The organism is Candidatus Cardinium hertigii (genome assembly GCF_003788695.1).
In genome coordinates, this window is record NZ_RARA01000015.1 from 949 (window position 1) to 27,615 (window position 26,667).

20 protein-coding genes, 1 tRNA gene and 4 pseudogenes are annotated in these 26,667 nt (G+C 36.7%); 23 read left to right on the plus strand and 2 right to left on the minus strand.

Annotated elements, in window-relative coordinates:
• A partial coding sequence (locus EDM02_RS05600; protein ID WP_184891058.1) for an Rpn family recombination-promoting nuclease/putative transposase occupies positions 1 to 661 on the minus strand: 661 nt, incomplete at its 3' end.
• A 347-nt stretch (positions 662 to 1,008) separates the two neighbouring features.
• Between EDM02_RS05600 and miaA the strand changes: the two genes are divergently transcribed.
• From miaA to EDM02_RS06110, 22 genes and pseudogenes are all read left to right on the plus strand, one after another.
• Positions 1,009 to 1,941, plus strand: a complete 933-nt coding sequence (gene miaA / locus EDM02_RS00665) for a tRNA (adenosine(37)-N6)-dimethylallyltransferase MiaA (protein WP_123662261.1) — start codon at positions 1,009 to 1,011, stop codon at positions 1,939 to 1,941.
• Positions 1,942 to 2,146: 205 nt separating this feature from the next.
• Positions 2,147 to 2,818, plus strand: coding sequence for a ClpP family protease (locus tag EDM02_RS00670; RefSeq protein WP_123662264.1), 672 nt, complete (start codon positions 2,147 to 2,149; stop codon positions 2,816 to 2,818).
• Between the two features lie 13 nt (positions 2,819 to 2,831).
• Positions 2,832 to 4,106 (plus strand): ATP-dependent Clp protease ATP-binding subunit ClpX, encoded by a 1,275-nt coding sequence (clpX, locus tag EDM02_RS00675; protein ID WP_184891059.1) that lies wholly within the window; start codon positions 2,832 to 2,834, stop codon positions 4,104 to 4,106.
• Positions 4,099 to 5,511, plus strand: coding sequence for a D-alanine--D-alanine ligase family protein (locus EDM02_RS00680; protein ID WP_123662266.1), 1,413 nt, complete (start codon positions 4,099 to 4,101; stop codon positions 5,509 to 5,511). Before clpX ends, EDM02_RS00680 begins: the two co-directional genes overlap by 8 nt.
• A gap of 145 nt (positions 5,512 to 5,656) precedes the next feature.
• On the plus strand, positions 5,657 to 6,082 hold the full coding sequence (locus tag EDM02_RS00685; RefSeq protein WP_123662267.1) for a single-stranded DNA-binding protein: 426 nt from the start codon (positions 5,657 to 5,659) through the stop codon (positions 6,080 to 6,082).
• A gap of 368 nt (positions 6,083 to 6,450) precedes the next feature.
• Positions 6,451 to 7,947 carry a leucyl aminopeptidase gene (locus EDM02_RS00690; RefSeq protein WP_123662269.1) on the plus strand — a complete coding sequence of 499 codons (1,497 nt, stop codon included), beginning with the start codon at positions 6,451 to 6,453 and terminating at the stop codon, positions 7,945 to 7,947.
• A 7-nt stretch (positions 7,948 to 7,954) separates the two neighbouring features.
• The gene (locus EDM02_RS00695) at positions 7,955 to 9,175 is read left to right on the plus strand and encodes a prolipoprotein diacylglyceryl transferase (protein WP_123662271.1); all 1,221 of its coding nucleotides are present in this window, start codon (positions 7,955 to 7,957) and stop codon (positions 9,173 to 9,175) included.
• Between the two features lie 299 nt (positions 9,176 to 9,474).
• Positions 9,475 to 10,002, plus strand: coding sequence for a translation initiation factor IF-3 (gene infC / locus EDM02_RS00700; RefSeq protein ID WP_123662273.1), 528 nt, complete (start codon positions 9,475 to 9,477; stop codon positions 10,000 to 10,002).
• A gap of 197 nt (positions 10,003 to 10,199) precedes the next feature.
• Entirely contained in the window at positions 10,200 to 10,400 is a 201-nt protein-coding gene (gene rpmI, locus EDM02_RS00705; protein WP_123662275.1) for a 50S ribosomal protein L35, read from the plus strand.
• A gap of 298 nt (positions 10,401 to 10,698) precedes the next feature.
• Positions 10,699 to 11,043, plus strand: a complete 345-nt coding sequence (gene rplT / locus EDM02_RS00710) for a 50S ribosomal protein L20 (RefSeq protein WP_123662277.1) — start codon at positions 10,699 to 10,701, stop codon at positions 11,041 to 11,043.
• Between the two features lie 834 nt (positions 11,044 to 11,877).
• Positions 11,878 to 12,963, plus strand: a complete 1,086-nt coding sequence (prfA, locus tag EDM02_RS00715) for a peptide chain release factor 1 (RefSeq protein ID WP_123662279.1) — start codon at positions 11,878 to 11,880, stop codon at positions 12,961 to 12,963.
• A 93-nt stretch (positions 12,964 to 13,056) separates the two neighbouring features.
• Positions 13,057 to 13,129, plus strand: a tRNA-Lys gene (locus EDM02_RS00720).
• A gap of 525 nt (positions 13,130 to 13,654) precedes the next feature.
• Positions 13,655 to 14,149, plus strand: a complete 495-nt coding sequence (locus EDM02_RS00730; protein WP_123662281.1) for a hypothetical protein — start codon at positions 13,655 to 13,657, stop codon at positions 14,147 to 14,149.
• A gap of 57 nt (positions 14,150 to 14,206) precedes the next feature.
• Positions 14,207 to 14,992 carry a J domain-containing protein gene (locus EDM02_RS00735; protein ID WP_148053545.1) on the plus strand — a complete coding sequence of 262 codons (786 nt, stop codon included), beginning with the start codon at positions 14,207 to 14,209 and terminating at the stop codon, positions 14,990 to 14,992.
• 368 nt (positions 14,993 to 15,360) lie between these two features.
• Positions 15,361 to 17,832 carry a bifunctional UDP-N-acetylmuramoyl-tripeptide:D-alanyl-D-alanine ligase/alanine racemase gene (locus tag EDM02_RS00740; protein ID WP_184891061.1) on the plus strand — a complete coding sequence of 824 codons (2,472 nt, stop codon included), beginning with the start codon at positions 15,361 to 15,363 and terminating at the stop codon, positions 17,830 to 17,832.
• A gap of 185 nt (positions 17,833 to 18,017) precedes the next feature.
• Positions 18,018 to 18,245, plus strand: a pseudogene (locus tag EDM02_RS00745) (DUF4277 domain-containing protein); the annotation flags it as partial.
• Positions 18,232 to 18,600: pseudogene (locus tag EDM02_RS00750) on the plus strand (transposase); the annotation flags it as partial. The pseudogenes EDM02_RS00745 and EDM02_RS00750, both read left to right, overlap by 14 nt.
• A gap of 50 nt (positions 18,601 to 18,650) precedes the next feature.
• Positions 18,651 to 18,809, plus strand: a complete 159-nt coding sequence (locus EDM02_RS00755; protein WP_317614970.1) for an alanine racemase C-terminal domain-containing protein — start codon at positions 18,651 to 18,653, stop codon at positions 18,807 to 18,809.
• A 185-nt stretch (positions 18,810 to 18,994) separates the two neighbouring features.
• Entirely contained in the window at positions 18,995 to 19,417 is a 423-nt protein-coding gene (locus EDM02_RS00760; RefSeq protein ID WP_123662290.1) for a DUF4277 domain-containing protein, read from the plus strand.
• Between the two features lie 3 nt (positions 19,418 to 19,420).
• Positions 19,421 to 19,666, plus strand: a complete 246-nt coding sequence (locus EDM02_RS00765) for a transposase (protein ID WP_260214921.1) — start codon at positions 19,421 to 19,423, stop codon at positions 19,664 to 19,666.
• 37 nt (positions 19,667 to 19,703) lie between these two features.
• Positions 19,704 to 21,260: pseudogene (locus tag EDM02_RS00770) on the plus strand (IS1634 family transposase); the annotation flags it as partial.
• 551 nt (positions 21,261 to 21,811) lie between these two features.
• Positions 21,812 to 22,550 (plus strand): annotated as a pseudogene (locus EDM02_RS06110) (transposase); the annotation flags it as partial.
• A 402-nt stretch (positions 22,551 to 22,952) separates the two neighbouring features.
• Here the strand turns inward: EDM02_RS06110 and EDM02_RS00780 are convergent.
• Positions 22,953 to 24,434, minus strand: a complete 1,482-nt coding sequence (locus EDM02_RS00780) for an ankyrin repeat domain-containing protein (protein WP_184891063.1) — start codon at positions 24,432 to 24,434, stop codon at positions 22,953 to 22,955.
• Positions 24,435 to 24,955: 521 nt separating this feature from the next.
• Between EDM02_RS00780 and murD the strand changes: the two genes are divergently transcribed.
• Positions 24,956 to 26,302, plus strand: coding sequence for a UDP-N-acetylmuramoyl-L-alanine--D-glutamate ligase (gene murD, locus EDM02_RS00785; protein ID WP_123662298.1), 1,347 nt, complete (start codon positions 24,956 to 24,958; stop codon positions 26,300 to 26,302).
• Positions 26,303 to 26,667 lie beyond the last annotated feature (365 nt).

Here is a 26,667-nt window from a genome sequence, read left to right on the forward strand (position 1 = left end):
ACTTCGCATCAGTATACCATAACAACGTCTTTATACAAAGATAATTTTTTTCTTTATCTATTAGAACGGCATATGGGCATTTTGACAAAAGTTCTGCCCATACTTTTAATAAATCCCGTTTATGAATATATTTGAGCATATATTCAAACATACCCAGCTGTTTTTTCTTTAGGATCTCATCCTCTGGCATGCTTTGTAAATCAATCAGCTGATAATCTTCTGTCATGAGTTTTTTAGCGTGTTCAGGATGGCTAAACAATTGCCATAAATTTCTGGGTGCATTATATGTTTTAGCGCCATGATAGATTAAAAGAGGACAGATTAAGGGTAACCCATCTTTTTTTTGCTTATGTCGTTCGCATAATAAAAGTATGTACTTCCATAATCGCAAAGCTATCCAATGGTCTGGTGTAGCTTGCGCCTCAATCAATACATAAACAAAAGCCGTATCGTGGTTTTTGGTTTGTACAGAAAATACAAGATCACTTAATTTTCTCCTTAGATCCTCTTCTACAAAAGATTCTTTTTCTATAGTAATTTTTGTTAAATCTACTATAGCCTTAAAATCAGCTGGTAAATAGTATTCTAAAAACTCCTGTGCAGCTACTGGGTTGGTTAAAATTTTTTTGATTAACGCATCATGTTTTAGTCTACTGGTCATAGCGGCTTAATATATTGAAACATAGTGTAGGAATATATAAATTTGGTTGCTACTACTAAAAGATAAAAAGTAATTGCTGAGATAAAAAGTAGTTGCTGATGTTTTTCTAGTGTGTATCTGTTCACATGTGTATCTGTTCACATTTGTTACAATATAACACTGAGGCCGTTGCAATAGAAAAATGGCAACGTATTTTTTATAGAAATCTAGATGTAACTTGTACATTTTTGTACGTTTACAGCACTAAAATATTATTTTTTATGTACTTTTAAAGACTTTTTAGTAATAGTTAAGTAGACGCTTATTTCTTTTATTAAATTTTTGTTTCCTATTGCAACGGTTTCTATATGATTTCACCTAAACCCAAATACCTAGTCGTTATAGCTGGTCCTACAGCTGTCGGCAAAACAACATGCTCCATTCAACTAGCCGAACAGTTCCAAACCGAGATCATATCGGCTGATGCCAGACAGTTTTATCGTGAAATACCCATTGGTACCGCACAACCTACCAAAGATGAAATGCACGGTATACCGCATCATTTTTTGTCTTTTTTGTCTGTTCAAGATAGCTACTCAGCAGGTATATTTGAAAAAGAAGCGCTGCAAAGGTTGCAAAAAATTTTTGCATACCACGATGTGGTTATAGCGGTTAGTGGATCAGGACTTTATATACAAGCACTCTGTGAAGGGCTCATGGAAGTGCCTACCATAGCACCCGGATTACGTATTATGCTCACTACACTTTTAAAAGAAAGGGGACTTCCCTACCTTACGGCATGGTTGGCACAAAAAGACCCGGATTACTATAACCTAGTAGATCTACAAAATCCTAAAAGAGTAATCAGGGCATTAGAAATCTGCTTGAGTACAAATATTGCTTACTCAACCTTCCGCAAACACCCCCCACGGGGAGACAGAAATTTCCATATCATTAAAATAGGCCTGATCCAGGAAAAAACCATCCTCCATACACGCATTGATCTCCGGGTCGATACAATGATGGCAGAAGGCTTATTGCAAGAAGCTGAAAAGGTGTACCATTACAAAACAGCCAATGCCTTGCAAACCATAGGCTATAAAGAGTTATTCGACTATATAGATGGGAAACATAGCTTAGCAAAAGCTATAAGCCATATAAAAGCACATACTAAACAATATGCCAAAAGACAACTAACTTGGTTTAAAAAAGACAAAAATATCAGTTGGTTTACCCCATATGACTTACCTAGGATAAGCGCTTATATTAGACAAATCATGTTAAATCTGTTAGAGAAATAACCTATTTTATTCACTTGAGTGCCAAAGGGTCATTATTAAAATCAAAATAGATATTCTTTTTTTATATTATTTTGTCCTATCTTTCTGATAACTCCTAGAAGGGCAAAGGGTAGCTAGTGGGTATAGGTAGTAGGTAGAAGAAGGTAAAAAGAAGGTAAAAAGAATAGGTAATAGCACTTTTAAATTTATGTATTTTTTATAAACTATGTCAGATCAAAAAGAATTTAAGCAGTTTGCAGCTAAAAATCGCTATGCTACTAGCTTACAAATAAATGACTATATATCAGATGTTGAAAACATGACCAGATCTGTAATTGAAGAACGACCAAAACATTTTAGAGAGGTAGACGTTTTTTCAAGGCTGATCATGGATAGGATCATTTTCCTGGGAACGCAAATAGATGACAATATTGCCAATATTATTATCGCACAGCTGCTCTTTCTCGAATCTGTAGATGCCAAAAAGGATATCTTACTTTATATTAATAGCCCAGGGGGATCTGTATATGCAGCCTTAGGTATTTATGATACTATGCAATACATTGCGCCTGATGTAGCTACGATTTGTACAGGTCTAGCTGCTTCTATGGGCGCTATATTATTAACTGGAGGAACCAAACACAAACGTTCTGCCCTTCCGCATGCCAGAATTATGATTCACCAGCCATCGGGAGGTGCTAAGGGGCAAGCTTCTGATATGGAAATTACGCTACAGCAACTTATTGAAACTAAAAAAGACCTAAATAATATACTATCTAAACACACAGGCCAAGACTATGCCTCTGTAGAGCGCCATGCAGATAGAGACTACTGGATGCGGGCTACGCAAGCGAAGGCGTATGGTATAATCGATTCCGTTTTGGAAAAAAAAACTTAACCATGTTATAATTATGAAAACCTATTGTTCTTTTTGTAAAAAAAGTAGTGAATTGGTCAGCATGATGGTTACGGGCCCTGAGGGCCGCATTTGTGATCAATGTGTGGCACAAGCAGTACAGATCATTCACCTCCAAAAAGAGGATAATCTATTAAATAAAATAAAGCCGATTAATCTTTTGACCCCACAAGAAATAAAGGCGCATTTAGATACTTATGTAATTGGACAAGAAGAGGCAAAAAAAGCATTGTCTATTGCTGTTTACAACCACTATAAACGTCTTATTCACTCAGCTGAGGTAGAGAATGATGTAGTTATTGAAAAATCTAATATTCTCCTAGTTGGCGAAACTGGTACAGGTAAAACCTATTTAGCGCGTACCTTAGCAAACTTACTAGAGGTCCCTTTTTGTATTATAGATGCAACGGTTTTAACAGAAGCAGGCTATGTAGGAGAAGATGTAGAGAGCATTATTACCCGTTTGCTGCAAGCTGCCAACTATGATATTGCTGCAGCTGAGCGAGGCATTGTCTATGTAGACGAAATTGACAAAATTGCCCGTAAGGGAGATAATCCATCCATTACCAGAGATGTAAGTGGTGAAGGCGTACAGCAATCACTTTTAAAATTATTAGAAGGTTCCGTTGTAAATGCACCACCCCAAGGAGGAAGAAAACATCCAGATCAACGCATGGCTGCTGTAAATACAGAAAAAATCCTCTTTATTTGTGGAGGCGCTTTTGATGGTATTTCCAGAACCATTAGTAATCGAATTAATTTTAAATCTATAGGATTTAACGCTTCTACAAAAGATACAGTTTCCGTAGAAATAGAAGAAAGGGATTTACTTACATATGTTTCTTCAGCAGATATAAAAGGTTATGGTCTCATTCCTGAATTAGTAGGCCGACTTCCCGTTATAAGAGGACTGCAGCCGCTTACACAATCCGATATGCGACGTATTCTTACAGAACCTAAAAATGCATTGGTTAAACAGTATGCTAAATTGTTCGAGCTAGATGGCATTACCCTAACTTTTACTGAAGAAACGCTTGACTTTATTGCTGCACAAGCCATCTCCCTAAAATTAGGAGCTAGGGGCCTGCGTTCTATTTGCGAAAGCATTATGAGCGAAGAAATGTACATGGCTCCCTCTACAAAAGATAAAAAAACATTGGTTATTGATAAGGCCTATGCAGCAGAACAGCTCAGTAAAACATGGGTAGGCTTGCTTAAGCCACAAGAAACAGCTGAGCAAGATGGTACACTAAAAATCGCTTGTGCATAATTGTGCTCCCATTAGAGTCGGTCTATTTTTTGGAGGATCATCCAGAGAACGTGAAATTTCTTTTGCAGCAGGTCGCACTATTTACGATCAGCTGGATCGAAAATTTTTTGAGCCGCTACCTATTTTTGTAGATAGTATTGGAAACTTTATTCTGCTCCATTGGAAGTACCTCTACCAGAGTAGTATTCGAGAAATTTACCCACCAGCTGCTTCAACTACTCGTTTCTTAGGCATTCCCCTCTACATAGAATCGCTCACTACTCCAAATAGTGATGACAACGCAAATTTTATTGCGCCCATAGGGAAAAAAATAGAGCCTGCTGATTTTACAAAACATTTTGATATAGCTTTTCTCTGTTTGCATGGACCTTATGGAGAAGATGGAACCATTCAAGGCCTTTTAGAATGGTATCAAATACCCTACTCAGGATCTGCAATATTACCAGCTGCATTAGGCCTTAATAAGGTATTTCAGCGAAAAATTTTACAAAATGCAGGTTTCTTACTACCTCGTTCTCTTATTTTATCTCAAAAAAAGTGGCTCGATACTACCCATAAAAGTGAGCTGTTCCATGAGATCATCACTACGCTTGGCCTCCCTTTTGTAGTTAAAAGTAGCACACAAGGCTCTTCCATAGGCGTTAGCATTGTTAAAGATCATGGGCTAAGTAGTTTTATTACTGCTATGCATAGGGCATTTTTTATAGAAGAGGTAAGCTACGCTATCTGGAAAGAATATACGCTAGAAGAGCAAAAAAATTGGTTCAATAGACTTATAGATGTACGAGAAGGTATAGGCTTTCCCTTACTGGTAGAAGGCCAAATCTTGTATACACCTGATGCATTACTAGCATATATAGAGCTACATTTTCAAAAGAAACAAGATGCAATTTTATTAATTAGTGCACAAGCAGAGGAAGAAATAATTATTGAAAGTTTTATACAAGGACGAGAATTTTCTTGTGTGGTACTAGAAGCAGAAAAAGGTAAGACCATTACATTGCCGCCAACTGAAATCTTAAAAGGAAATATGCATTTTGATTATAAAGCAAAATATTTACCTGGTATGGTACGCAAACAAACACCTATGGTATTGCCTTCCTTACTATTAGATGCCATCCGTAAAGAAGCTGCCGCCTTGTTCCAATTATTAGGTTTTCAAGTATACGCCCGTATAGATGGCTTTCTAACAAATGATAACCAGATCTATTTAAATGACCCAAACACTACAGCTGGTATGCATCCTTCTTCTTTTTTATTTCATCAAGCAGCCGAAATTGGATTAAATCCTACTCAGTTGATTACATTTATAATCAAACGCTCACTCGAAGTAAGAAAAGAGAAAGGCTCCCTGTTTGCCTACGCACTGTTGCAAAGGCTTATTACTATGTTAGTAAACACATAGCCCTTACGTAAAGTACGTTAAGCAACGGAAGATACTTCCAACAACTGCTCCTATAAGAGAGGCAGTTGTTGGAAAGCTACCAATTTATGCCTTATATTGGAAGAAGAAGACTGATTTTATTATACCCTATTTTTGCGCAATTGGTATGGCAAGTGTTAACAAAGTTATTATTTTGGGTAACTTGGGGAAAGATCCAGAAGTTTACCACTTAGAAAATGGCCGCATGCGGGTTCAGCTTATTGTGGCCACACATGATAGCTATAAAACGAAAGAAGGTGAAAAAATCAACCGTACAGATTGGCATGAGATCGTACTGTGGACCCCACACGCAGAAATTGCTGCACAATATTTAAATAAGGGTAGGCAAGTATATATAGAAGGAAAGTTGAGCCACAGGTCTTATACAGATAAGGATGGCCAACAGCGATATATTACCCAAATCGTTGGACAGCAACTGGTATTATTAAATAGCGGAAAAGCTAAAAATGCAGGAGAAGGGGTTCAAGTGATCAATCATATGCCATGCAATAGACCGCAACAAGAGGATGATATGGGTGAATTGCCTGTATAATATATATGTATCCGTTCAGTCATATAGCTTATACATATCCGTGTTCGTAATATATTAAATACTAGCCATTTGCTGTAATCTATAAAATACGACTGACACGCATGTGATGTGAACGGATACATAAAAAGATTTAACTATATCGAGTTGCGTTATATTCTTTTGAATTTATTACTTATATTGTAACCATGTTGGCTTTATAGGGTCGTTTGCTCAATGTGAGATATAATTGAGATATAATATAAGGTAAATAAATAAATAACTGAAGTTACACATCTAGTCAATTATCCCGATTAGATTGCGTTTGATGGTTGGAAAAGCAGGGAAGTACGATCGAAATATATTTTAAACTTTATAATCAACTGTATTATATGCAAAAACCTACTATTGAATTTCAATTTTTAAGCAATCAAGCACTTAAAGAAAGTACCACCTGTTATGCGCTTGGGATTTTTGAAAACGATACCAAATTACCTGTCGATAACTTGCTCAATGCGTCTTTCTGCCATAATGTTATGATGCCATTGATAAAAGAGGCTCAATTTACTGGAAAAAAATGCGAAACGCTTACTGCAAACTGTTTGCAGCAAGTAGGTAAGTTGATTTTGGTTGGATTAGGAAAAGAAGAAGAAGTTGATCAAGAATGTATTCGGCAAACAGCCAATATGGTATATAGAGCATGCGTCCAGTTACACAGCCAATCTGTAGTGGTCAATTTTGGTAAACTTTTAGATAATCCAGTGCAGTTAAAAGCTTTTACTGAAGGGGTTTTACTGGCTGCCCATGTTGATGAACGATTTAAATCTCAAAAAGACACCACTACTACACCGCTCCAAAAAGTATATCTGTTGACGGCTACAAAACATGAGGAAGCTATTCAACTGGGCCAAAAAATTACGACAGGCATTAATCTTGCAAGAGAATTGGTCAATGCGCCAGCCAATTATGTAAACCCGAATAGGCTGGCCCAAACAGCTGTTGAACTAGCCGCAAAACACCATTTAGAGCTAAATATACTAGAAAAAGAAGATTGTGAAAGGTTGAAAATGGGAGCTTTCCTTTCCGTTGCGCAGGGATCTGATGCATTGCCTAAATTCATTCATCTTTGTTACAAGCCTAAGTCACTCCATACGCAATCTCCTTTTAAAAAGATTGCCTTAATAGGTAAAGGCGTAACCTTTGATGCGGGTGGCCTCAATCTAAAGATAGGTAATGCTCAGATTGAATTGATGAAATGTGATATGGCTGGAGCAGCCGCTTTGTTTGGAGTAGCAGAGGCCATTGGCGCCATTAAACCCAATAAAGAAATCCATTTTATTGTGGCGGCTACAGAAAATATGATCAATGGAAGTGCTACTAAACCAGGCGATATAGTTACTGCCTCTAATGGAAAAACCATTGAAATAGACAATACAGATGCAGAAGGAAGACTTACATTAGCAGATGCTTTGGTCTATGCTGAGCAGTTGGGTGTAGATGTTATTGTCGATTTGGCTACTTTAACTGGTGCCATAGTCACTGCACTGGGCACACGTATGGCTGGTCTATTTGGTAACAATCAGCAATTGATAAATAGCCTTATGGCTGCCTCATCCCAAAGTGGTGAACAAATTTGGCCAATGCCATTGGAGGAAAGTTATCTGGAAGATATGCGTTCTATTCTCGCGGATATACGGAATACAGGTAGTAAGGAGGGCGGAGGGTCGATTACGGCTGCCTTGTTTTTAAAACAGTTCGTTAAACAAACGCCTTGGGCACATATAGATATAGCCGGTACAGTATGGACTAAAAAACCTTGGTCTTACCATAATGCCGGTGCCACAGGTTTTGGCGTACGTTTGTTGATAGAATGGATACTGCATAGTTAATATTTTTATGTTGACTACTATTGTCTGGGATCAATCTCCTGAACTATTACAAACAGGTCCTTTTTCGCTTAACTGGTATGGCATTTGTTTTGCTATGGCTTTTATTACGGCGCTTCCTATTTGGTATCATATGTTTGCCAAAGCAGGCAAAGAAAGTATAGAAGCGGAACGGCTCCAGCGATATATTACCCTTGGGGTTATATTGGGGGCTCGTTTAGGGCATGTTTTTTTTTATGACTGGGATTATTTTAAGCATCACCTCATTCAAATATTTTTGCCCGTTGTTTTCTTCCCCAAATTTAAAATAGTTGGGTTTACTGGGCTTGCAAGCCATGGAGCGACTATTGGCATTATCCTGGCTGTTTTTCTTTATGTAAAACGTATACAAATATCTATTTCTCCATTTAGGATCCATTTAAAAAACCGTCGACCTGCCGGAGAACTTTTATGGATTTTTGATCATTTGGTTATTCTCGTTGCCTTAGGTGGCGTATTTATTCGTATAGGGAATTTTATGAATTCTGAGATTATTGGTAAACCTACGCAGGGTAAATATGGCGTAGTATTCCTTAGGGATATACGAGAAGATTTGTATGCAAACCATGCTTCGATGATAGAAAAGGTTATGGGTAAGGTAGCTAACAGTAGACCTATGCCTATGCCGATCAAGCGTAACCATCAGCCCATTCAACTATCCATTTCTTTTAAGGATACTATACAAGATGAAGAGATGGTCAAAAATTTCCTGCAAGGGTCTTTGAAAAATAGTTTAGTGCGCATGTCGCATAGCCCTGAAGCTATGATATATGAACAATATGGAACGCCTCTATCTTATACACTTACCAAACACAATGGAGGCTACCAAGCCATTGTCTATACCTTTGGTATTCCTAGACATCCATCACAGCTCTATGAATCATTTTCCTGTTTTTTACTTTTTATTTCCTTATTTCTTTGGTGGCGTAAAAAAGGTCCAGTATTAGCCCCTGGTCGTATGGCTGGAATGTTTATGGTAATGCTTTTTACACTGCGTTTTTTTTACGAATTCTATAAAGAAAATCAAGTAGCATTTGAAAACTCCATGTGGCTTAATATGGGTCAATTACTAAGTTTGCCTTGTATCGTAGGAGGGTTATGGTTACTATTGCGCACCGTTCCTAGGTCAAAAGAAAAAGCGTCCGTTCATGCCTCTGGCAAGGGTATCATTACCAATAAGAACGTACATTGAAAAAACGTATCCGTTTACTTGCGTGGTAGCCATATTTTATAGATTGTAGCAAATTGCTAATTAATAATTAATAATTTTATCCATTTTAAAAAAAAACTACTTCTTTTACAGCTATTTTTTTTGCTTGATCAAGAAAAGTAACAAGTAATGTAGTAATTACATTAAAAACATTGCTATTATGCAAATGAATGGATACGTTTAGATATTCGTATTTTAGTTCAGTAGCCAGAAAAAAAGCCTGTTAGCGTCAGCATAATCGATTAAAGCAAACCATACCCATATTATTAGACATTAGACATTTGAAAAATTTGATAAAAGAAACACACAACGTAAATGAACGTATTACAGCGCAAAAGGTACGTTTGGTTGGCGAAAATGTAACTACTGGCATTTACAGTACCCGTGAAGCTTTAGCGATTGCAAGGGCCCAAGAACTTGATTTAGTAGAAGTTTCCACAGCAAGTGACTTCCCTGTTTGCAAAGTGATGGATTATGCTAAGTTTAAATATTTACAGAAAAGAAAGCATAAAGAGATAAAAAGCAATGCTCAAAAGGTTGTTATAAAAGAAATTCGTTTTGGTCCCAACACAAGCGACCATGACTTTGATTTTAAATTAAAGCATGCTATTAACTTTTTGGAATCTGGTGCTAAAGTTAAGGTTTGTGTTAAATTTGTAGGTAGGCAGATTATGTTCAAAGAAAGGGGAGAATTAATTTTGCTTAGATTTTCTCAAGGCTTAGAAGCCTATGGAAAAGTGGAGCAGCTACCTAAATTAGAAGGTAAGAAAATGAGTATAACCGTAACGCCATTGCCCTCTAAAAAGTAGTTTTGTGAATGGATAGGCTAACATTGCTGTTTTTTGAAAATTTTTTGTTATATTTTTACGTTCGGGGCCTACTTTAAAAGAAAAGACAAGGGTAGTTAGTTTATTTTATCCGAGGGTATACCTTTGCTAAATAAATGCTAATAAAAAATTAAACGATTGGCTTATAACTAAACTTATTTAAATTTAAATATAAAAAGATGCCAAAAATTAAAACACATGCTGGTTCAAAAAAAAGGTTTCAGGTAACAGGTACAGGTAAAATTAAGCGAAAACATGCTTTTAAAAGACATTGTCTGTCTAAAAATTTAAAATCCACAAAGCAAAAAAGACATCTTACGCATAGTACGTTGGTGCATAAAGCCGATGTGCCAGCTATTCGTAAGCTGCTAGCCATCTAATGGTTATAGTACTTTAAATGGTTATAGTATCTTAAGCTGCTTTGTGTTGAAAACAATTTTGCCTAGAAAAGTTGGCTGTGCTTTACCCCACCAGATGTATCTGGCGGGGGGGCTGTTCCGCTTCGGAATTCAGCGTACTGGGGATATTCGTTCAGTCGTGTAGCCTATGCGTATCCGTATTCGTACCCATTAGAAATAGTGCAAATAATGCAAGTCATAAAAAACGCGCTTTGAAAAAACTGTGGAAAGAAAAGAAAGGTATATAAAACAATATTAAACTATAAAATAGAAAATAGCAATGCCAAGATCAATTAATGCAGTAGCATCAAAAGCAAAGAAAAAACGTCTATTAAAATTAGCAAAAGGTTACTGGGGTAAAAGAAAAAATGTTTGGACCGTAGCTAAAAATGCTGTTGAAAAAGGGCTTTTATATGCCTATAGAGATCGTAAAACAAAAAAAAGAGAGATAAGGGCATTGTGGATTCAGCGCATCAATGCAGCTGCACGCATGCATGGTATTTCTTATGCTCAGTTTATGGGCAAGCTTAAACAAACCGATATTGGTATGGATAGAAAAACGCTTGCTGATTTAGCCATGAACCATCCCAGTGCATTTAAAGCTATTGTACAAAAAGTAACTTAAAATTTTGCCCATTAAGATTTGTAGCGTTTTTCTTTGATTTTCGTGCGCATGGATAATACGGAATAGGCGTATAAGTATTTCGTTAAATGTATAATTATGAAAAGCATTACGCATCAGATCAAACTAGTTTGTATCCGGTATCCGTTCAGTGGTGTGGCCTATGCGATCCGTATTCGTAATACAATTTAGAAATAGGTACAAGTTCTATCGTGGTATCCGTTTAGTCGTGTGGCCTATACGTATCTGTGTTCACACCCATTAAAAATAGCACAATAATGCAAGATCATAAAAACGCGTATCCGTTCAGTCAAGTGGCCTATACGTATCTATTTCACACCAATTAGCAATAGCGCAATACTAGTAGATTGTAAAAAATGCGCCTTGAACAAAGCTGTGACTAGAAAATTTCAGTCTGAAAGGTAGTAGAAAATCAGCCTGTTTGAGCCTACTCTTCGTCTTTGAAAAGCTGGCTGCGTTCCGCTTCGGGATTCAGTGTACTCGCATAGTGGGTACTATGCTGCGTGCACTTCACCCTCGCGCGCCTTGCGAGCTTTCCAAATCCATTGAGTAACCGTAGAGGGCGAGTTCTGATTTTCAGCTTGCAGACTGAATTTTTAACAGCTTTGTTCACCAGCGCTTGATTTTTTTTGGCTACTTTTTTTGATCAAGCAAAAAAAGTAGCTGTAATTGCTATAATCTATAAAATATGGCCATCACACAAGTGAACGGATACTAAAATTCACAATTTTAGCTTTTAAGATACGTTAAAAATGGCTTTCCGCTGTAGCGCGTATAAAATATATGTAGGCCCTACCGCAAACTAGTATAAAGCATATGATAGAGCAATTAAAATCCGTTAAAAAGCGCTTTCATGAAGTAGAAGCAGCTCTTTCCCAACCAGATGTTATCAATGATATAAAAGCTTACACTGCACTCAATAAAGAATACAGCAAGTTATCTAAAATTGTAGATGTGTATAATAGTTATAAGCTTATTGTAGAAAACATAAAAGAGGCAAAAGAAATATTAAATATTGAAAAAGAAGAAGCCTTTCGTGAGTTTGCAAAACAAGAACTTACTATTATGCTAGATAAGAAAGCTATTTTAGAAGCACAATTACGAGATACACTTATTCCCAATGATCCCAATGATAGTAGTAACATTGTTTTAGAAATTAGAGCAGGTATTGGCGGCGATGAAGCAGCTATTTTTACAGGAGATCTTTTTCGGATGTACAAACGTTTTGCAGAAAAAATGAAGTGGGATTTTTCTACTGTATATACCATAGAAGGTACCTCTGGGGGATGGAAAGAGATCGTCTGTACCATTATGGGGCAGGATGTCTATGGTCTAATGAAATATGAATCTGGTGTACATCGGGTACAGCGAGTACCTACTACTGAAACGCAAGGTCGTATACACACTTCAGCAGCCAGTGTAGTGGTGCTACCAGAAGCGGACGATGTGGAAATCAATTTAGATTTAAATGATGTACGCAAAGATACCTTTTGTTCTTCTGGACCAGGTGGTCAGTCTGTAAACACTACCTATTCAGCAGTGCGCCTCACCCATTTGCCTACTGGTCTAATTGTCTCCTGCCAAGATGGTAAATCGCAAATCAAAAATTATGAAAAAGCTTTAAAAGTATTGCGTTCTAGGCTTTATGATATGGAAGTTAAAAAACAACAAGAAGCTATTGGCATAGAACGAAAATCTATGGTTAAAAGTGGAGATAGGGGAGATAAAATCAGAACCTATAATTTCCCTCAGGGTCGTGCAACAGATCACCGGATTGGTTACACCGAACATAATTTAGCTGCCATATTGGATGGAGCCATATTGCATATGATTGAAGCTTTACGTATTGCAGATAACGCCCAAAAATTACAAACCGGGGAAACAGCAGATGTTAAGGTTTAAATTATAAAAATATACAAATAGCTATAAAATTACTTTTGCTTTTGATAAGAAATAGCTACATTTGTATTCAAGTTCATATGGTGCCAAGGCGTTGATCTCGTAGCTCAGCTGGTAGAGCATCTCCCTTTTAAGGAGAGGGTCCTGGGTTCGAGCCCCAGCGGGATCACGTTTATAGTCAATTTGATTACAAGGTATTATTCTTATGATATAAGATATGTTATTACGGCCATTATATGTAACGTACATTTTACCAGTTTTTTTTGTAAAAAACAGAGATATTTTAAGGTAATTTTTAATTAATATATTTTTTACAATTTGCACTAATTACATTAAACTAAATAACCATGATGTATAAGAATTTTATTTTAAAAGGGTTTTGCATCCTATTGTTAACTGCTGCAGGAAGATGTGATGNGGCGGTGGAGGTAACGGAGGCGGTGGAGGTAACGGAGGCGGTGGAGGTAACGGAGGCGGTGGAGGTAACGGAGGCGGTGGAGGTAACGGAGGCGGTGGAGGTAACGGAGGCGGTGGAGGTAACGGAGGCGGTGGAGGTAACGGAGGCGGTGGAGGTAACGGAGGCGGTGGAGGTAACGGAGGCGGTGGAGGTAACGGAGGCGGTGGAGGTAACGGAGGCGGTGGAGGTAACGGAGGCGGTGGAGGTAACGGAGGCGGTGGAGATGGTGGAGATAAAATGCATCAGCCGCATTCTGAAAAAGATGACCTTATGGTTGCCTTGCTGAAAGCTAATGGAGGGGCAGGGGAAATGACTTTTGAAAATATAAAAAAGAGTTTCGAATTTCTTAAGAAGAATAAGAAATTTATGCCGGAAAATTTTAAACTAGATACGCAAAATTTGAAGAGAGATAATCGTGACGGTATATCGTACAATTTTGAAATGTGGAATAAAATATTTAAGGGGCAAGTCTGGGAGACTCCTGATGGACCAGCCATATGTGAGTTACGACATGAGCTAAATAAACCAAATAGCACAGGAACTTACACAATGTCATGGCCAGCTTCTTGCGATCCGAAAAAAGTATTTTCACCGGGTAGTAATTCTTCTGCTATTGATAGAAGTAGCTATAGCAGAGAAATAGAATACGCTTCGTCTTCGCCCAATGCAATAGCACCACCAGCTGAACCGGAGTTGGCCATCCAGCCATCGCCGTTGGCAATTAAAAATTAAAGAGAAGTAAGCATCGAAAAAGTAACAAATGTACTAAGCATCTATTTGTATAGAAGAATGAAAAATAACTTTGATTTGTATAAACTTTTGGGATTTTGTATCCTATTGCTAACGGGTGCAGTAAAATGTGGTAACGCTAAAGTGATAAGTCCTAACACACAACCAAGCAAGCAACCCGAGGAAGTGGCAAAAAAGTTTGCGAATTTGAATATAACAAATGGAAGTAATGGAGGCAGTGGAGGCAGTGGAGGCAGTGGGGAAACTGGAGGCAATGGGGACACTGGAGGCAATGGAGGAATAAAAATAGGTGAAAATATAGAAAATGAATTTAAAAACGCTTTCGAGAACGAATTTTTCAAGAACGACCCTTTCGAGAACGAATTTTTTAAGAATAAAGGTTTTTTTGATTCAGACTGGGAAAATTTCTTAAACAACCCTGCAAAAAATAGGCAATGGGAGGATAGCCATTCTGGTTATGGTTATTCGAATGGGTATAGAGGAAATAATAGAAATGCTCCAAATCCAGGTCCAAATCCAGGTCCAAATCCAGATTATCTATATCAAGATCAAGATCAAGAACAAAAACGAGAAAGAGAGATACAACGGAAGAATGCTTGTAAAGCGTTGGGGTTAGAGGAGAGCGCTACTGATAGAGATATTAACGATGCTGCTTGTAAAGCGTTGGAGTTAGATATTAGCAAGCCTACTGGTAATGATATTAAAAAAGCCTATAAAAAACTTGTATTAAAATTTCACCCAGATAAACAGGAAGGCACTCGAGAAGAATTCGAAAAAATTAATAAAGTTTATGAACTCCTGAAAAATACTCAACCTGCAGGCTAATAGAAAATCAGCCTGTTTGAGCTTACTCTTCGTCTTTGAAAAGCTGGCCTGTTGTTCCGCTTCGGGATTCAGCGTACTTGGGGTTCTCATGATGTATATATACATCATGGGGTGAACGCACATAGTTCGTACTATGCTGCGTGCGCTTCACCCTCGCGCGCCTTGCCAGCTTCCCAAATCCATTGAGTAACCATAGAGGGCGAGTTCTGATTTTCAGCTTTCAGCCTGAAATTTTCAACAGCTTTGTTCACCAGCGCTTGATTTTTTTTGACTACTTTTTTTGATCAAGCAAAAAAAGTAGCTTTAAAAGAAGTGGTTTTATCCAAGCGTAACGTATGGTTGTTATCCCTTCAATTCTATTAAACGGTATGCCCCTTGCCTACTTTAATAATTTAGTAGCCATTACCAATGGCCAAGTGGTTATTCAAGCTGCTAATTCCCCCATAACAGAATTAACTATAGACAGCAGAAATAAAACCATTACCCAATTTCCACTTTTTTTTGCCATTGTAGGCATTAACCATAATGGACACGATTATATAGAGGAAGCTTATGAAAAAGGCATTCGTCAGTTTGTCGTGGAAAGCAGCTATAATCTCTCTATTTTGGAAAAATTTAGAGATTTAAATATCCTACAAGTAATCCATACAGTAGAAGCTTTGCAACAGTTTATGGTCTTCTACCGGTCAAAATATCGATTGCCTGTATTGGGTATCACGGGTAGCAATGGCAAAACCATTGTCAAGGAATGGATGCATGCATTTTTATCGAGTAAGTATAAAACCGTTAGCAACCCTTCTAGTTACAACTCTCAAGTGGGCGTTCCCCTTGCCGTAAGTTTATTGCAACCTTCCCATCAATATGCCGTTTTTGAAGCGGGTATTACTACCGCAGATACCATGGCAAAATTGGCGCTACTTATTCAACCAACCCATGGATTATTTACCAATATTGGCCCTGCGCATAGCCAAGGCTTCCGAGACATCACACAAAAAATTGAAGAAAAAGCGCAACTATTTGCCCACTGTAGCACTATTTACTATTGTAAAGATCACCAGTTGATCGATGAAACCCTGTTGCGCCTTTATGGTACCCAAACAACTTTTGTAAATTGGTCTTTTTACAACCCAAAAGCAGATTATTTGGTAGTACGCGAAATATTAGCAACTAAAACCAAGTTACAGATTATTGCCTCTGATACAGACAACACTTTCTTAACTTCTTTTCAGGATAATGCTTCTATAGAGAATATTACGCATTGTTTGGTATACCTATTACATAATGGATTTGATCCCGGACAGCTTCAACGTTCGCTCCTACAGCTCAAATCTATACCCATGCGTATCACCCTTAAAGCTGGTATGCATCGCTGCCAAATTATAGATGATACCTATACCCATGAGTTAGCCAGCCTTAGGATTGCATTAGATTTTATGCAGCAACAGCACTATAGCTACAGTAAACAAACCGTTATTTTATCTGATATTGTACAATCTTCCACACCCGACCAGGAGCTTTATAAGGAATTAGCCCTATTATTAGCAAAATATGCCATCCATCGATTTATTGGCATTGGACCTATTATTAGCCAATATGCAACGCTTTTTTCGATGCCTCAAAGCATTTTTTTTGGGACAGTAGAAGATTTTATGCAAAATAAACCCTTCTTTCAAGATGAAGTCATATTGGTTAAAGGGGCGCGTACCTTTCGGTTAGAACGTATAGTGCGTGCTATAGAAAAAAAGTGCCATGGAACGGTTTTGGAAATAAGCATGCGTTCCATTAGAAATAACCTCTCCTATTTTAGGGCACAACTAGCGCATCGTACCAAAATCATGGCTATAGTCAAAGCATCCGCCTATGGAAATGATAGTGAAATACCTGCAGCCCTACAGCGCCATGGGGTAGACTATTTTGGCGTTGCCTATGTGGACGAGGGTATTTATTTGCGTAACAAGGGCATCACCTTGCCGATTATGGTAATGAATCCAACGTATGATAGTTTTGATGCTATGGTAGATTACCAATTAGAACCAGAAATATACAGCTTAGAGCTATTGGATGAGCTATCTGCTTTTATAGCAGAAAGAGCAGTACAAAAGATAAATATTCACCTCAAAATAGAAACGGGCATGTACCGTTTAGGTATAGAAGAAGGAGCCATTGATCAGCTGTTATGGCAGTTAAAAGAACTGCCTAATATCCATGTAGCAAGCATTTTTAGCCATTTAGTCGGTGCAGAATCTAAGGAGCACGATGATTACTCTTTGTTACAGGCAAAAAAGTTTATAAAGATAGCGCAATATATAGAGAGACATTTGGCCATAAAGCCTTTAAAACATCTTGTGAATACCAATGGACTTTTGCGTTTCCCGCAGTTTCAATTTGATATGGTAAGGTTGGGCATTGGGTTATATGGGGTAGGGGTAGATAAAACCATACAATCTCACCTATTTCCAGCAAGCACGCTAAAAACGATTATATCTCAGGTTAAGCAGGTCCAAAAAGGAGAAACCATAGGGTATAATCGAAAAGGCATAACTACACAAGATACGACCATTGCAACCATACCCATAGGGTATGCGGATGGGTTCAGTAGGTTATTTGGTTGTGGAAAAGGAAGCGTAGTGATTCACGATCGTTATTGTCCTACTATAGGTACTATATGCATGGATATGGCTATGATAGATGTAACTGGCATAAAGGTAAAACGGGGAGATGAAGTTATTATTTTTAGTGCAGAACATTCAATAGATGAACTAGCTGAGCGCATAGGTACCATTTCTTATGAGTTACTTACCCAAATTAGCCAAAGGGTTAAACGAATGTATTATACGTAACGGGTCTACGTGCTTATTTTTGTTAAAAATGACTTATTTTAAAGCTACTTTTTTTGCTTGATCCGACATTCCGCACAAAAAAGCAATAAAAACTATTATTTATTTTGTTTAGTAGTAGTATTTTTCCACAAAAAAAGTAATTATATTACATATTGCGTTTAAACTGTTCATCTGTAGTTATATATATGCAAATACATACATCGAATATATTAGGCAGTAAAGTATTAGACCATCTAGGTCTAGTAGCAGCTACGATAGATCAACTAGGAATAGCTCATGCCATAGATAAGCGTCTTCCCCTTACAAAAGGCTCCAAGACTACGCATAGCCAACGAGTTATTGCTATGATACTCAATGGTTTGGGTTTTATAGATCATCGTTTATACTTATTTCCTAAATTTATTGAGAATAAGCNATGGACTGAGTGACTATCAAGTAGAAGAAGAAGTAAACGACCGTATAACTTTTAGTCTATTTTGTGGTATTTCAATGGACAGTTCGGTTCCGGACCATAGTGTATTAAGCAGATTTAGGACTATGCTTACAAAGAAGAAGGCACTAGAGAGGTTATTAAATATAATTAATGACCAGCTATCTGCCCATGGGGTACTGGTTAAAAATGGCTCAGCTGCTATTGATGCTTCAATAACTCCTACTCCCAGATGTCCTAAAGGGAAAAAAAGTTATGATCTTCATGCAGATGGCAGTATAACCGTATCTGAAAGTTATCAAAAAGGAGTAGATCCAGAAGCAAGTTGGACTAAAAAAGGNACGATCGTTATTGTCCTACTATAGGTACTATATGCATGGATATGGCTATGATAGATGTAACTGGCATAAAGGTAAAACGGGGAGATGAAGTTATTATTTTTAGTGCAGAACATTCAATAGATGAACTAGCTGAGCGCATAGGTACCATTTCTTATGAGTTACTTACCCAAATTAGCCAAAGGGTTAAACGAATGTATTATACGTAACGGGTCTACGTGCTTATTTTTGTTAAAAATGACTTATTTTAAAGCTACTTTTTTTGCTTGATCCGACATTCCGCACAAAAAAGCAATAAAAACTATTATTTATTTTGTTTAGTAGTAGTATTTTTCCACAAAAAAAGTAATTATATTACATATTGCGTTTAAACTGTTCATCTGTAGTTATATATATGCAAATACATACATCGAATATATTAGGCAGTAAAGTATTAGACCATCTAGGTCTAGTAGCAGCTACGATAGATCAACTAGGAATAGCTCATGCCATAGATAAGCGTCTTCCCCTTACAAAAGGCTCCAAGACTACGCATAGCCAACGAGTTATTGCTATGATACTCAATGGTTTGGGTTTTATAGATCATCGTTTATACTTATTTCCTAAATTTATTGAGAATAAGCCTATTAGTAAACTATTTGGAAATCAAGTTAAAGCAGATGATTTTAATGATGATGCTTTAGGACGCTGTTTAGATGCTATACATGACTATGGAGAAACCAAATTTTTTTCAGAAATAGCTTTAACTATTGCTTTACAACTGTTCATCTGTAGTTATATATATGCAAATACATCCATCGAATATATTAGGCAGTAAAATATTAGACCATCTAGGTCTAGTAGCAGCTACGATAGANATCCTTTATCAGCTACCGCTAAGCGGTTTAATAAATTAGTAGCCAAGACTCGTTATAAGGTAGAACGTGTATTTGGTAGTATAAAAAGTTGGTTCCGCAGTTCGGGAGCCCGCTATATAGGTATTGATAAAATGCATACACAACATCTTATGGAAGCAATAGCTTATAACTTATACAGGTCCCCAAATATCATTTTAAGAGGTTGCTAGGGGAATGGTCTATCCAAAATGAANTACGCATAGCCAACGAGTTATTGCTATGATACTCAATGGTTTGGGTTTTATAGATCATCGTTTATACTTATTTCCTAAATTTATTGAGAATAAGCCTATTAGTAAACTATTTGGAAATCAAGTTAAAGCAGATGATTTTAATGATGATGCTTTAGGACGCTGTTTAGATGCTATACATGACTATGGAGAAACCAAATTTTTTTCAGAAATAGCTTTAACTATTGCTTTACAACATAATCTTTTAGGTAAATCTGCTCATTTGGATACAACTACGTTAACACTCTACGGTGATTACGACGCATGTGCTGAAACAGATGAGGTAGATGAATTAAAAAATAGTACTGCTGTAGCAGAAACTAACCGATTAACGTTACCTAAGATAGCCCGTCCAGCTCATGGCTATGCTAAAAATAAGCGCTTTGATTTAAAGCAAATGACTTTATTATTAGCTACTTCTGGAGCTGCTCACTTTCCTATATGGATGGAAGCACATGCAGGTAACGCTTCAGATAAGACAACTTTAGAAGCTGCTGCTACCCGTATGCAAAATTTTTGCAAAGCTTTAGAAAGCACCCCTTCCTTTTTATATGTAGGCGATTCTGCCATGTATGCCAATTGTGTAAAATATGGACAAAATTTGCTCTGGTTATCTAGAGTACCAGATAATATAAAAGCAGCTAAAACTTTATTAACCAAGCAAACTATTGATTGGACAGAGCTAGACAAGGGATATAAATATGTAGTTGTTAATCAGATATATAAAGGAATTTCGCAAAGATGGGCATTGATTTATTCCAAAGAAGCTTATGATAAGGAAGTAGTTACTTTAGAAAAAAAGATAGAAAAGGAAGCTAGTGAAATCAATAAACTATTATGGCATTTGGGTAATCAGTTATTTGGCTGTCTGCAAGATCTTGATAAGGAAATCTTGCAAATAAATAAAAAATTACACTATCATAAGATTAGCTATACTGCTGCCACTATACCAACTTATCTAAGAAAAGGACGTCCTAAAAAAGATGATAAACCAGACAAAATTGAATACAAAGCCCATACAGTTTTACTACGAGATGAAGAAAAGATTGAACATGCTACATTAAGTAAAGGGCGTTTTGTTCTAGCAACCAATCAATTAGATGAAATTGCTCTTAAAGATAGCGAAATATTATCTTCTTATAAAGAACAATCTGGTACTGAATCAGGATTTAAGTTTATTAAAGATAACAGTTTTGAAGTAGATTCTATTTTTCTTAAAAAGCCTGAACGGATTAGTGCTTTAATGGTAGTGATGACGCTTTGTTTAATGGTCTATAGCTTTGCGCAATATGATTTACGTAAGCAATTGGAAGCAACCAATACTACTATCTTATCTCAAAGTGGCTATGCTACTAAGAAACCTACCATGAAGTGGATCTATAAACTCTTTCATGGCGTACATCTACTTAAAATAAAGATAGGTGAACAGTATCATGAAATAGTTCTCAATATGAATGATATACTAAAAAAGATTGTGCAGTATTTTGGACCTATGGCTTGTAGAATATATGATATTGAATATGAAAATATCTAACAGGGCCCAAGGTCTATCTAATGAGGTTATATTTTGATTATATGGAGTAAAAAGCTTAACAAGAAAAGGAAAATTGTCGCTTTATAGCCCGTTTTTACGAAAATAATAAGGCTAACTAATACGAATTTGTCGCTAAAAAAACTAAAAATGGGAAAATATATATTTTAAAAATTTTATGCGGAATGTCGGTTGATCAAAAAAAGCAGCCAAAAAAAATCAAGCGCTGGTGAAAAAACTGCTGAAAAGAAAGGAAAAAAACCGAAAATCAAATCTCGCTCCTACGGAGCTCAGACAAAATGATTTTCTTTTGATTTTCTTTTGATTTTCTTCCTTTCTTTTCTTTCCACAGTTTTTCCAAGGCGCATTTTTTATAAACTTACATTATTGCGCTATTTCTAAATACGAACGTGAAAAAATAGGCATAGGCCATTCCACTGAACGGATACCTATTTTTGATCAAGCAAAAAAAGTAGCTTTAAAATAAGTCGTTTTCTCACTGCTTAAGATTCATACATAAATTCTAATAAAGGTATATCTATATCTTTTCCANGGAACCGTTAACGTACAAAATTCCTCCATCCAAGCAAGCTTTTTCCAAAGCAAGGTATAAACTTTCTCATACTGGATTTAAAGAANAAATATCTAACAGGGCCCAAGGTCTATCTAATGAGGTTATATTTTGATTATATGGAGTAAAAAGCTTAACAAGAAAAGGAAAATTGTCGCTTTATAGCCCGTTTTTACGAAAATAATAAGGCTAACTAATACGAATTTGTCGCTAAAAAAACTAAAAATGGGAAAATATATATTTTAAAAATTTTATGCGGAATGTCGGCTTTAGCCAGGGTTTCACTATTTGTTGATTTATCTACATCTCTGATTTGTAATGCTCGGCTTGTACCTTGGAATATAGGAGAACGCACATTAGCAGAAGAACAACTCCCTGAAATGGTTCAGCAAATGCGTGCATTAAAATAAGATAAATTATTATGTATCTATGATCGTGGTTATACTTCAGTAAAGTTTATCAAACAACATTATGAATGTCAAGCAGATTTTATTTTTCGTGTACAAGGAAAAAATTATACTAAGCTATGGGAGCGGGTTGTATCGGGCGAATCAGATTTTGATCTAGTTCTAGAAAATAAGGATAAAACTATCAGCCAGAAAGTAAGAGTCGTAGCGTTTATGTTATCCAATGGCAAAAGAGAAGTTTTGGTTACTTCACTTTTTGACAGAGCACAATTTACCCTGGAAAGCATTAGTAAAGTTTATGCTTTGAGGTGGCATATNAATAATAAGGCTAACTAATACGAATTTGTCGCTAAAAAAACTAAAAATGGGAAAATATATATTTTAAAAATTTTATGCGGAATGTCGGTTGATCAAAAAAAGCAGCCAAAAAAAATCAAGCGCTGGTGAAAAAACTGCTGAAAAGAAAGGAAAAAAACCGAAAATCAAATCTCGCTCCTACGGAGCTCAGACAAAATGATTTTCTTTTGATTTTCTTTTGATTTTCTTCCTTTCTTTTCTTTCCACAGTTTTTCCAAGGCGCATTTTTTATAAACTTACATTATTGCGCTATTTCTAAATACGAACGTGAAAAAATAGGCATAGGCCATTCCACTGAACGGATACCTATTTTTGATCAAGCAAAAAAAGTAGCTTTAAAATAAGTCGTTTTCTCACTGCTTAAGATTCATACATAAATTCTAATAAAGGTATATCTATATCTTTTCCATCTCTTATTATTGGCATCAAGCAATTTATATCAGCTCCTCTTTCAATCAATAGGTTAGCTATATCCCACTGCTTACGACAAGTAACCACTCCTAATAAAGGTATAGTTCTATCTCTTCCACCTATTTCCACTGTTATCGAGAAATTTATATCAGCTCCTTTTTCAATCAATAGTTTAGCTAGATCCCACTGCTGATTATAAGCAGACAATTCTAATAAAGATATAATGCTATCTCTGCCATCTATTGGTATTACGAAATTTATATCAGCTCCTCTTTCAATCAATAGTTTAGCTATATCCCATTGCCCACGAGTAGCAGCCCATCCTAATAAAGGCATATCTGTATATCTCTCATCTATTTTTGTTGGCATCAAGCAATTTATATTAGCCCCTCTTTCAATCAATAGTTTAACTATATCCCACTGCCGATTATAAGCAGCCCATCCTAATAAAGATATAATGCTATCTCTTCCCTTTATTGTTATTGGCATCATGCAATTTATATCAGTAGCTCCTTTTTCAATCAATAGTTTAGCTATATCCCATTGCTCACGAGTAACAGCCATTCCTAATAAAGATATAGTGCTATCTCTTCCCTCTATTGTTATTGGTATCATGCAATTTATATCAGTAGCCCCTCTTTCAATCAATAGTTTAACTAGATCCCACTGCTGATTATAAGCAGCCCATCCTAATAAAGATATAATGCTATCTCTTCCATTTATTGTTACTGGCATCATGCAATTTATATCAGTAGCTCCTTTTTCAATCACTTCAATCAATAGTTTAGCTATATCCCATTGCCTACGAGTAGCAGCCCATCCTAATAAAGATATAGTGCTATCTCTTCCCTCTATTCTTATTGGTATCACGCAATGTATATCAGCTCCTCTGTCAATCAATAGTTTAACTATATCAAGATGACCATAATAAACAGCATAGCATAAGGCTGTCATACCATTGTGGTATTGAGCATTAGCGTCTGTAATGTCTACCTGAATGTTCTTGCTAAGGAGCAATATTTGTACGATTTTCTGACGTCCATTCTCAGTAGCTAGGTGTAAAGGCGTTTTATTATTATTCGTTAATGCATTTACATCAGCACCCCAATCTAATAATTCCGCTACGATTTCTAAATGATCCTTAGCAACCGCATGGTGCAGAGCATTCCAGCCATCTGTATCTGATTCATACACGCTAGCACCACTATTTAATGATCGTTTGATATCAACTAAACCACCACCATTAAAAACTATACCATATAGGGTATTTCGTTCGGTATTTCGTTCATTTATTACTGTATTGGTCATGCTAATCTTCTTGGCATGCACTTTATTTTCGTTAGGCTGAGCTGCATGATGCATAACTTTGTTACAACCGGTTAAGGTTAATAACCCGTACGGTATAAACCATATTATTTTTTTCTGTAACATTTCTTTTTTCTGTAGCATTTCTCTTAATTTTAATACGCTTTTCCTTGCGCTATGATGTGCAACTTGTTCAACTGCTGTAAAACTCCCATTTCAAGTAGTGATACCCCTATGGATACTGTGTTGTAAAGATTATCTTTCTTGTCTTTTCAGGTATGTATAATCATTTGCGTTGCAAGTTAAGGAAATTCCTAGAATTATCATAGTAATGTAGCTAAGGGCAGTAATAGGGGGGCAGTTTATGGATAAAATGGCTGCAAAAGTTGACTGNTATTATATTACATGCACTCTTGGTAAGATCCATGTTGGAAATCAATATATATATTATTATATAGCGGTACAAAATTTCTTTGTAAGAAATATGGCAACGGTCTCATCCTTTATGCCGTTCTAATAGATAAAGAAAAAAATTATCTTTGTATAAATAGTCGAAGATGGCACACAAATTTTTAGCCCAAAATGGTTTGTATCAAGCTTTTGGATGGTAACAGCTACATTCAGCTGATGAAGCATAAGCAAAGGCTATGCAATTAGCCATATTAGGTGGTGGAGAGAGTGGTACAGGTGCCGCACTGCTAGCCAAGCAACAAGGATACGATGTTTTCGTATCAGACAGCAGCCGTATAGCTACGGCTTATAAACAATTACTCATCGCGCATGGTATTCCCTACGAAGAAAATGGCCACACCCTAGCAAAAATAATAGAGGCAGATGAAATAGTGAAAAGTCCAGGTATACCCAATAAAGCAGCTATCATCCAACAATTACAGCCATATACGTTACCTATCCTAGATGAAATAGAATTTGCTGCACGCTATGCAAAGGGTAGCATAATAGCTGTTACAGGCTCAAATGGAAAAAGTACTACCACTCAGCTGATTCATCATTTTTTCACAAAAGCTGGTTGCCGAGCTGCTTTAGTAGGTAATATAGGCCACAGTTTTGCCAAATGCCTTACGGAAGCTTCTTACGATTATTATGTACTAGAGTTATCTAGTTTTCAATTAGAAAATATTCAGTACTTTAAGCCAGCTATTGCTTGTGTATTAAACATTACCGCTGATCATTTGGATCGCTATGATTACGCTATGGCTGCTTATGCAAAAGCCAAATTAAATATATTGCGTAATATGACGGCAACGGATCATTTTATTTACCCTAAAGAGGATCCTTCTATCCAGGCTTATCTTACTACGCGAACCATACTCCCCCAATGCTACCCTATTGCGTCTATACCATGCCCACCACTTTCCAATAGCCCTGATGTATGGCATTTTAACATCCAAAATCAGGTTGTTTCTATTAAGCGCAATCTATTATCTTTACTTGGACCTCATAATCAGTATAATGCGACGATTGCCATTACAGCGGCGCTATTGGCAGGGATTAGACCAGAAACCATCATTAAGGCCTTGCCTACTTTTCATGGACTACCTCATCGTTTGGAGTGGTGTGGCGCACCACAAGGTATAGACTGTTATAACGATTCAAAATCTACTAATGTAGCATCTACAGCCGCCGCATTGCGTAGCTTTAAACGGCCCATTATTTGGATAGCAGGTGGTAAGGATAAAGGCAATGACTATACTGCCTTGTTACCCCTTGTACAAGAAAAAGTAAAAGCCATTATCTGCTTAGGCAAAGACAATCGCTCACTAATAGAAACATTTGGTTGTTTAGCATTACCTATACGTGAAACAACGCAGATCATAGAAGCCCTACGGTTTGCACTTGGATTAGCACTGCCTGGGGAAGCAGTACTTTTATCCCCTGCTTGTGCCAGTTTCGACTTATTTAAAAATTTTGAAGATCGAGGCAATCAATTCAAAACAAGCGTAAACATAATAGAAGCCCTTAACCTTAATAGGTGACCATACCTATTTTATTTATACTAACCCAAAAGGTGTCGTATCCGTTCAGTGGAGTGACCTATGTTTCTTGGTAACGTCATATTCGTTGTGTTTTCTTGGTATCTGTTGTTTATAACGCATACAAAAGCATATATGAAACATATTAACTATTNAATAGCTTATAACTTATACAGGTCCCCAAATATCATTTTAAGAGGTTGCTAGGGGAATGGTCTATCCAAAATGAACTAAAAGCATCTAAAAATCAATAAATAATGATATTCTTACTGCCATAACCCCAAAAATGGCAAAAAATAACAAAAAATAATACTGGAAAAATAGAAAAAATTATACTGTCGGCCTGTTGCAACGGCCTCGTAGTTTTT

Coding starts and splice junctions, on each gene's coding strand:
- miaA (WP_123662261.1), top strand. CDS start 1,009: ATGATTTCACCTAAACCCAAATACCTAGTCGTTATAGCTGGTCCTACA.
- EDM02_RS00760 (WP_123662290.1), top strand. CDS start 18,995: ATGCAAATACATACATCGAATATATTAGGCAGTAAAGTATTAGACCAT.
- prfA (WP_123662279.1), top strand. CDS start 11,878: ATGATAGAGCAATTAAAATCCGTTAAAAAGCGCTTTCATGAAGTAGAA.
- EDM02_RS00690 (WP_123662269.1), top strand. CDS start 6,451: ATGCAAAAACCTACTATTGAATTTCAATTTTTAAGCAATCAAGCACTT.
- EDM02_RS00695 (WP_123662271.1), top strand. CDS start 7,955: ATGTTGACTACTATTGTCTGGGATCAATCTCCTGAACTATTACAAACA.
- EDM02_RS00670 (WP_123662264.1), top strand. CDS start 2,147: ATGTCAGATCAAAAAGAATTTAAGCAGTTTGCAGCTAAAAATCGCTAT.
- EDM02_RS00730 (WP_123662281.1), top strand. CDS start 13,655: ATGCATCAGCCGCATTCTGAAAAAGATGACCTTATGGTTGCCTTGCTG.
- murD (WP_123662298.1), top strand. CDS start 24,956: ATGCAATTAGCCATATTAGGTGGTGGAGAGAGTGGTACAGGTGCCGCA.
- EDM02_RS00685 (WP_123662267.1), top strand. CDS start 5,657: ATGGCAAGTGTTAACAAAGTTATTATTTTGGGTAACTTGGGGAAAGAT.
- rpmI (WP_123662275.1), top strand. CDS start 10,200: ATGCCAAAAATTAAAACACATGCTGGTTCAAAAAAAAGGTTTCAGGTA.
- EDM02_RS00755 (WP_317614970.1), top strand. CDS start 18,651: ATGATAGATGTAACTGGCATAAAGGTAAAACGGGGAGATGAAGTTATT.
- EDM02_RS00780 (WP_184891063.1), bottom strand. CDS start 24,434: ATGTTACAGAAAAAAATAATATGGTTTATACCGTACGGGTTATTAACC.
- EDM02_RS00735 (WP_148053545.1), top strand. CDS start 14,207: ATGAAAAATAACTTTGATTTGTATAAACTTTTGGGATTTTGTATCCTA.
- rplT (WP_123662277.1), top strand. CDS start 10,699: ATGCCAAGATCAATTAATGCAGTAGCATCAAAAGCAAAGAAAAAACGT.
- EDM02_RS00740 (WP_184891061.1), top strand. CDS start 15,361: ATGCCCCTTGCCTACTTTAATAATTTAGTAGCCATTACCAATGGCCAA.
- clpX (WP_184891059.1), top strand. CDS start 2,832: ATGAAAACCTATTGTTCTTTTTGTAAAAAAAGTAGTGAATTGGTCAGC.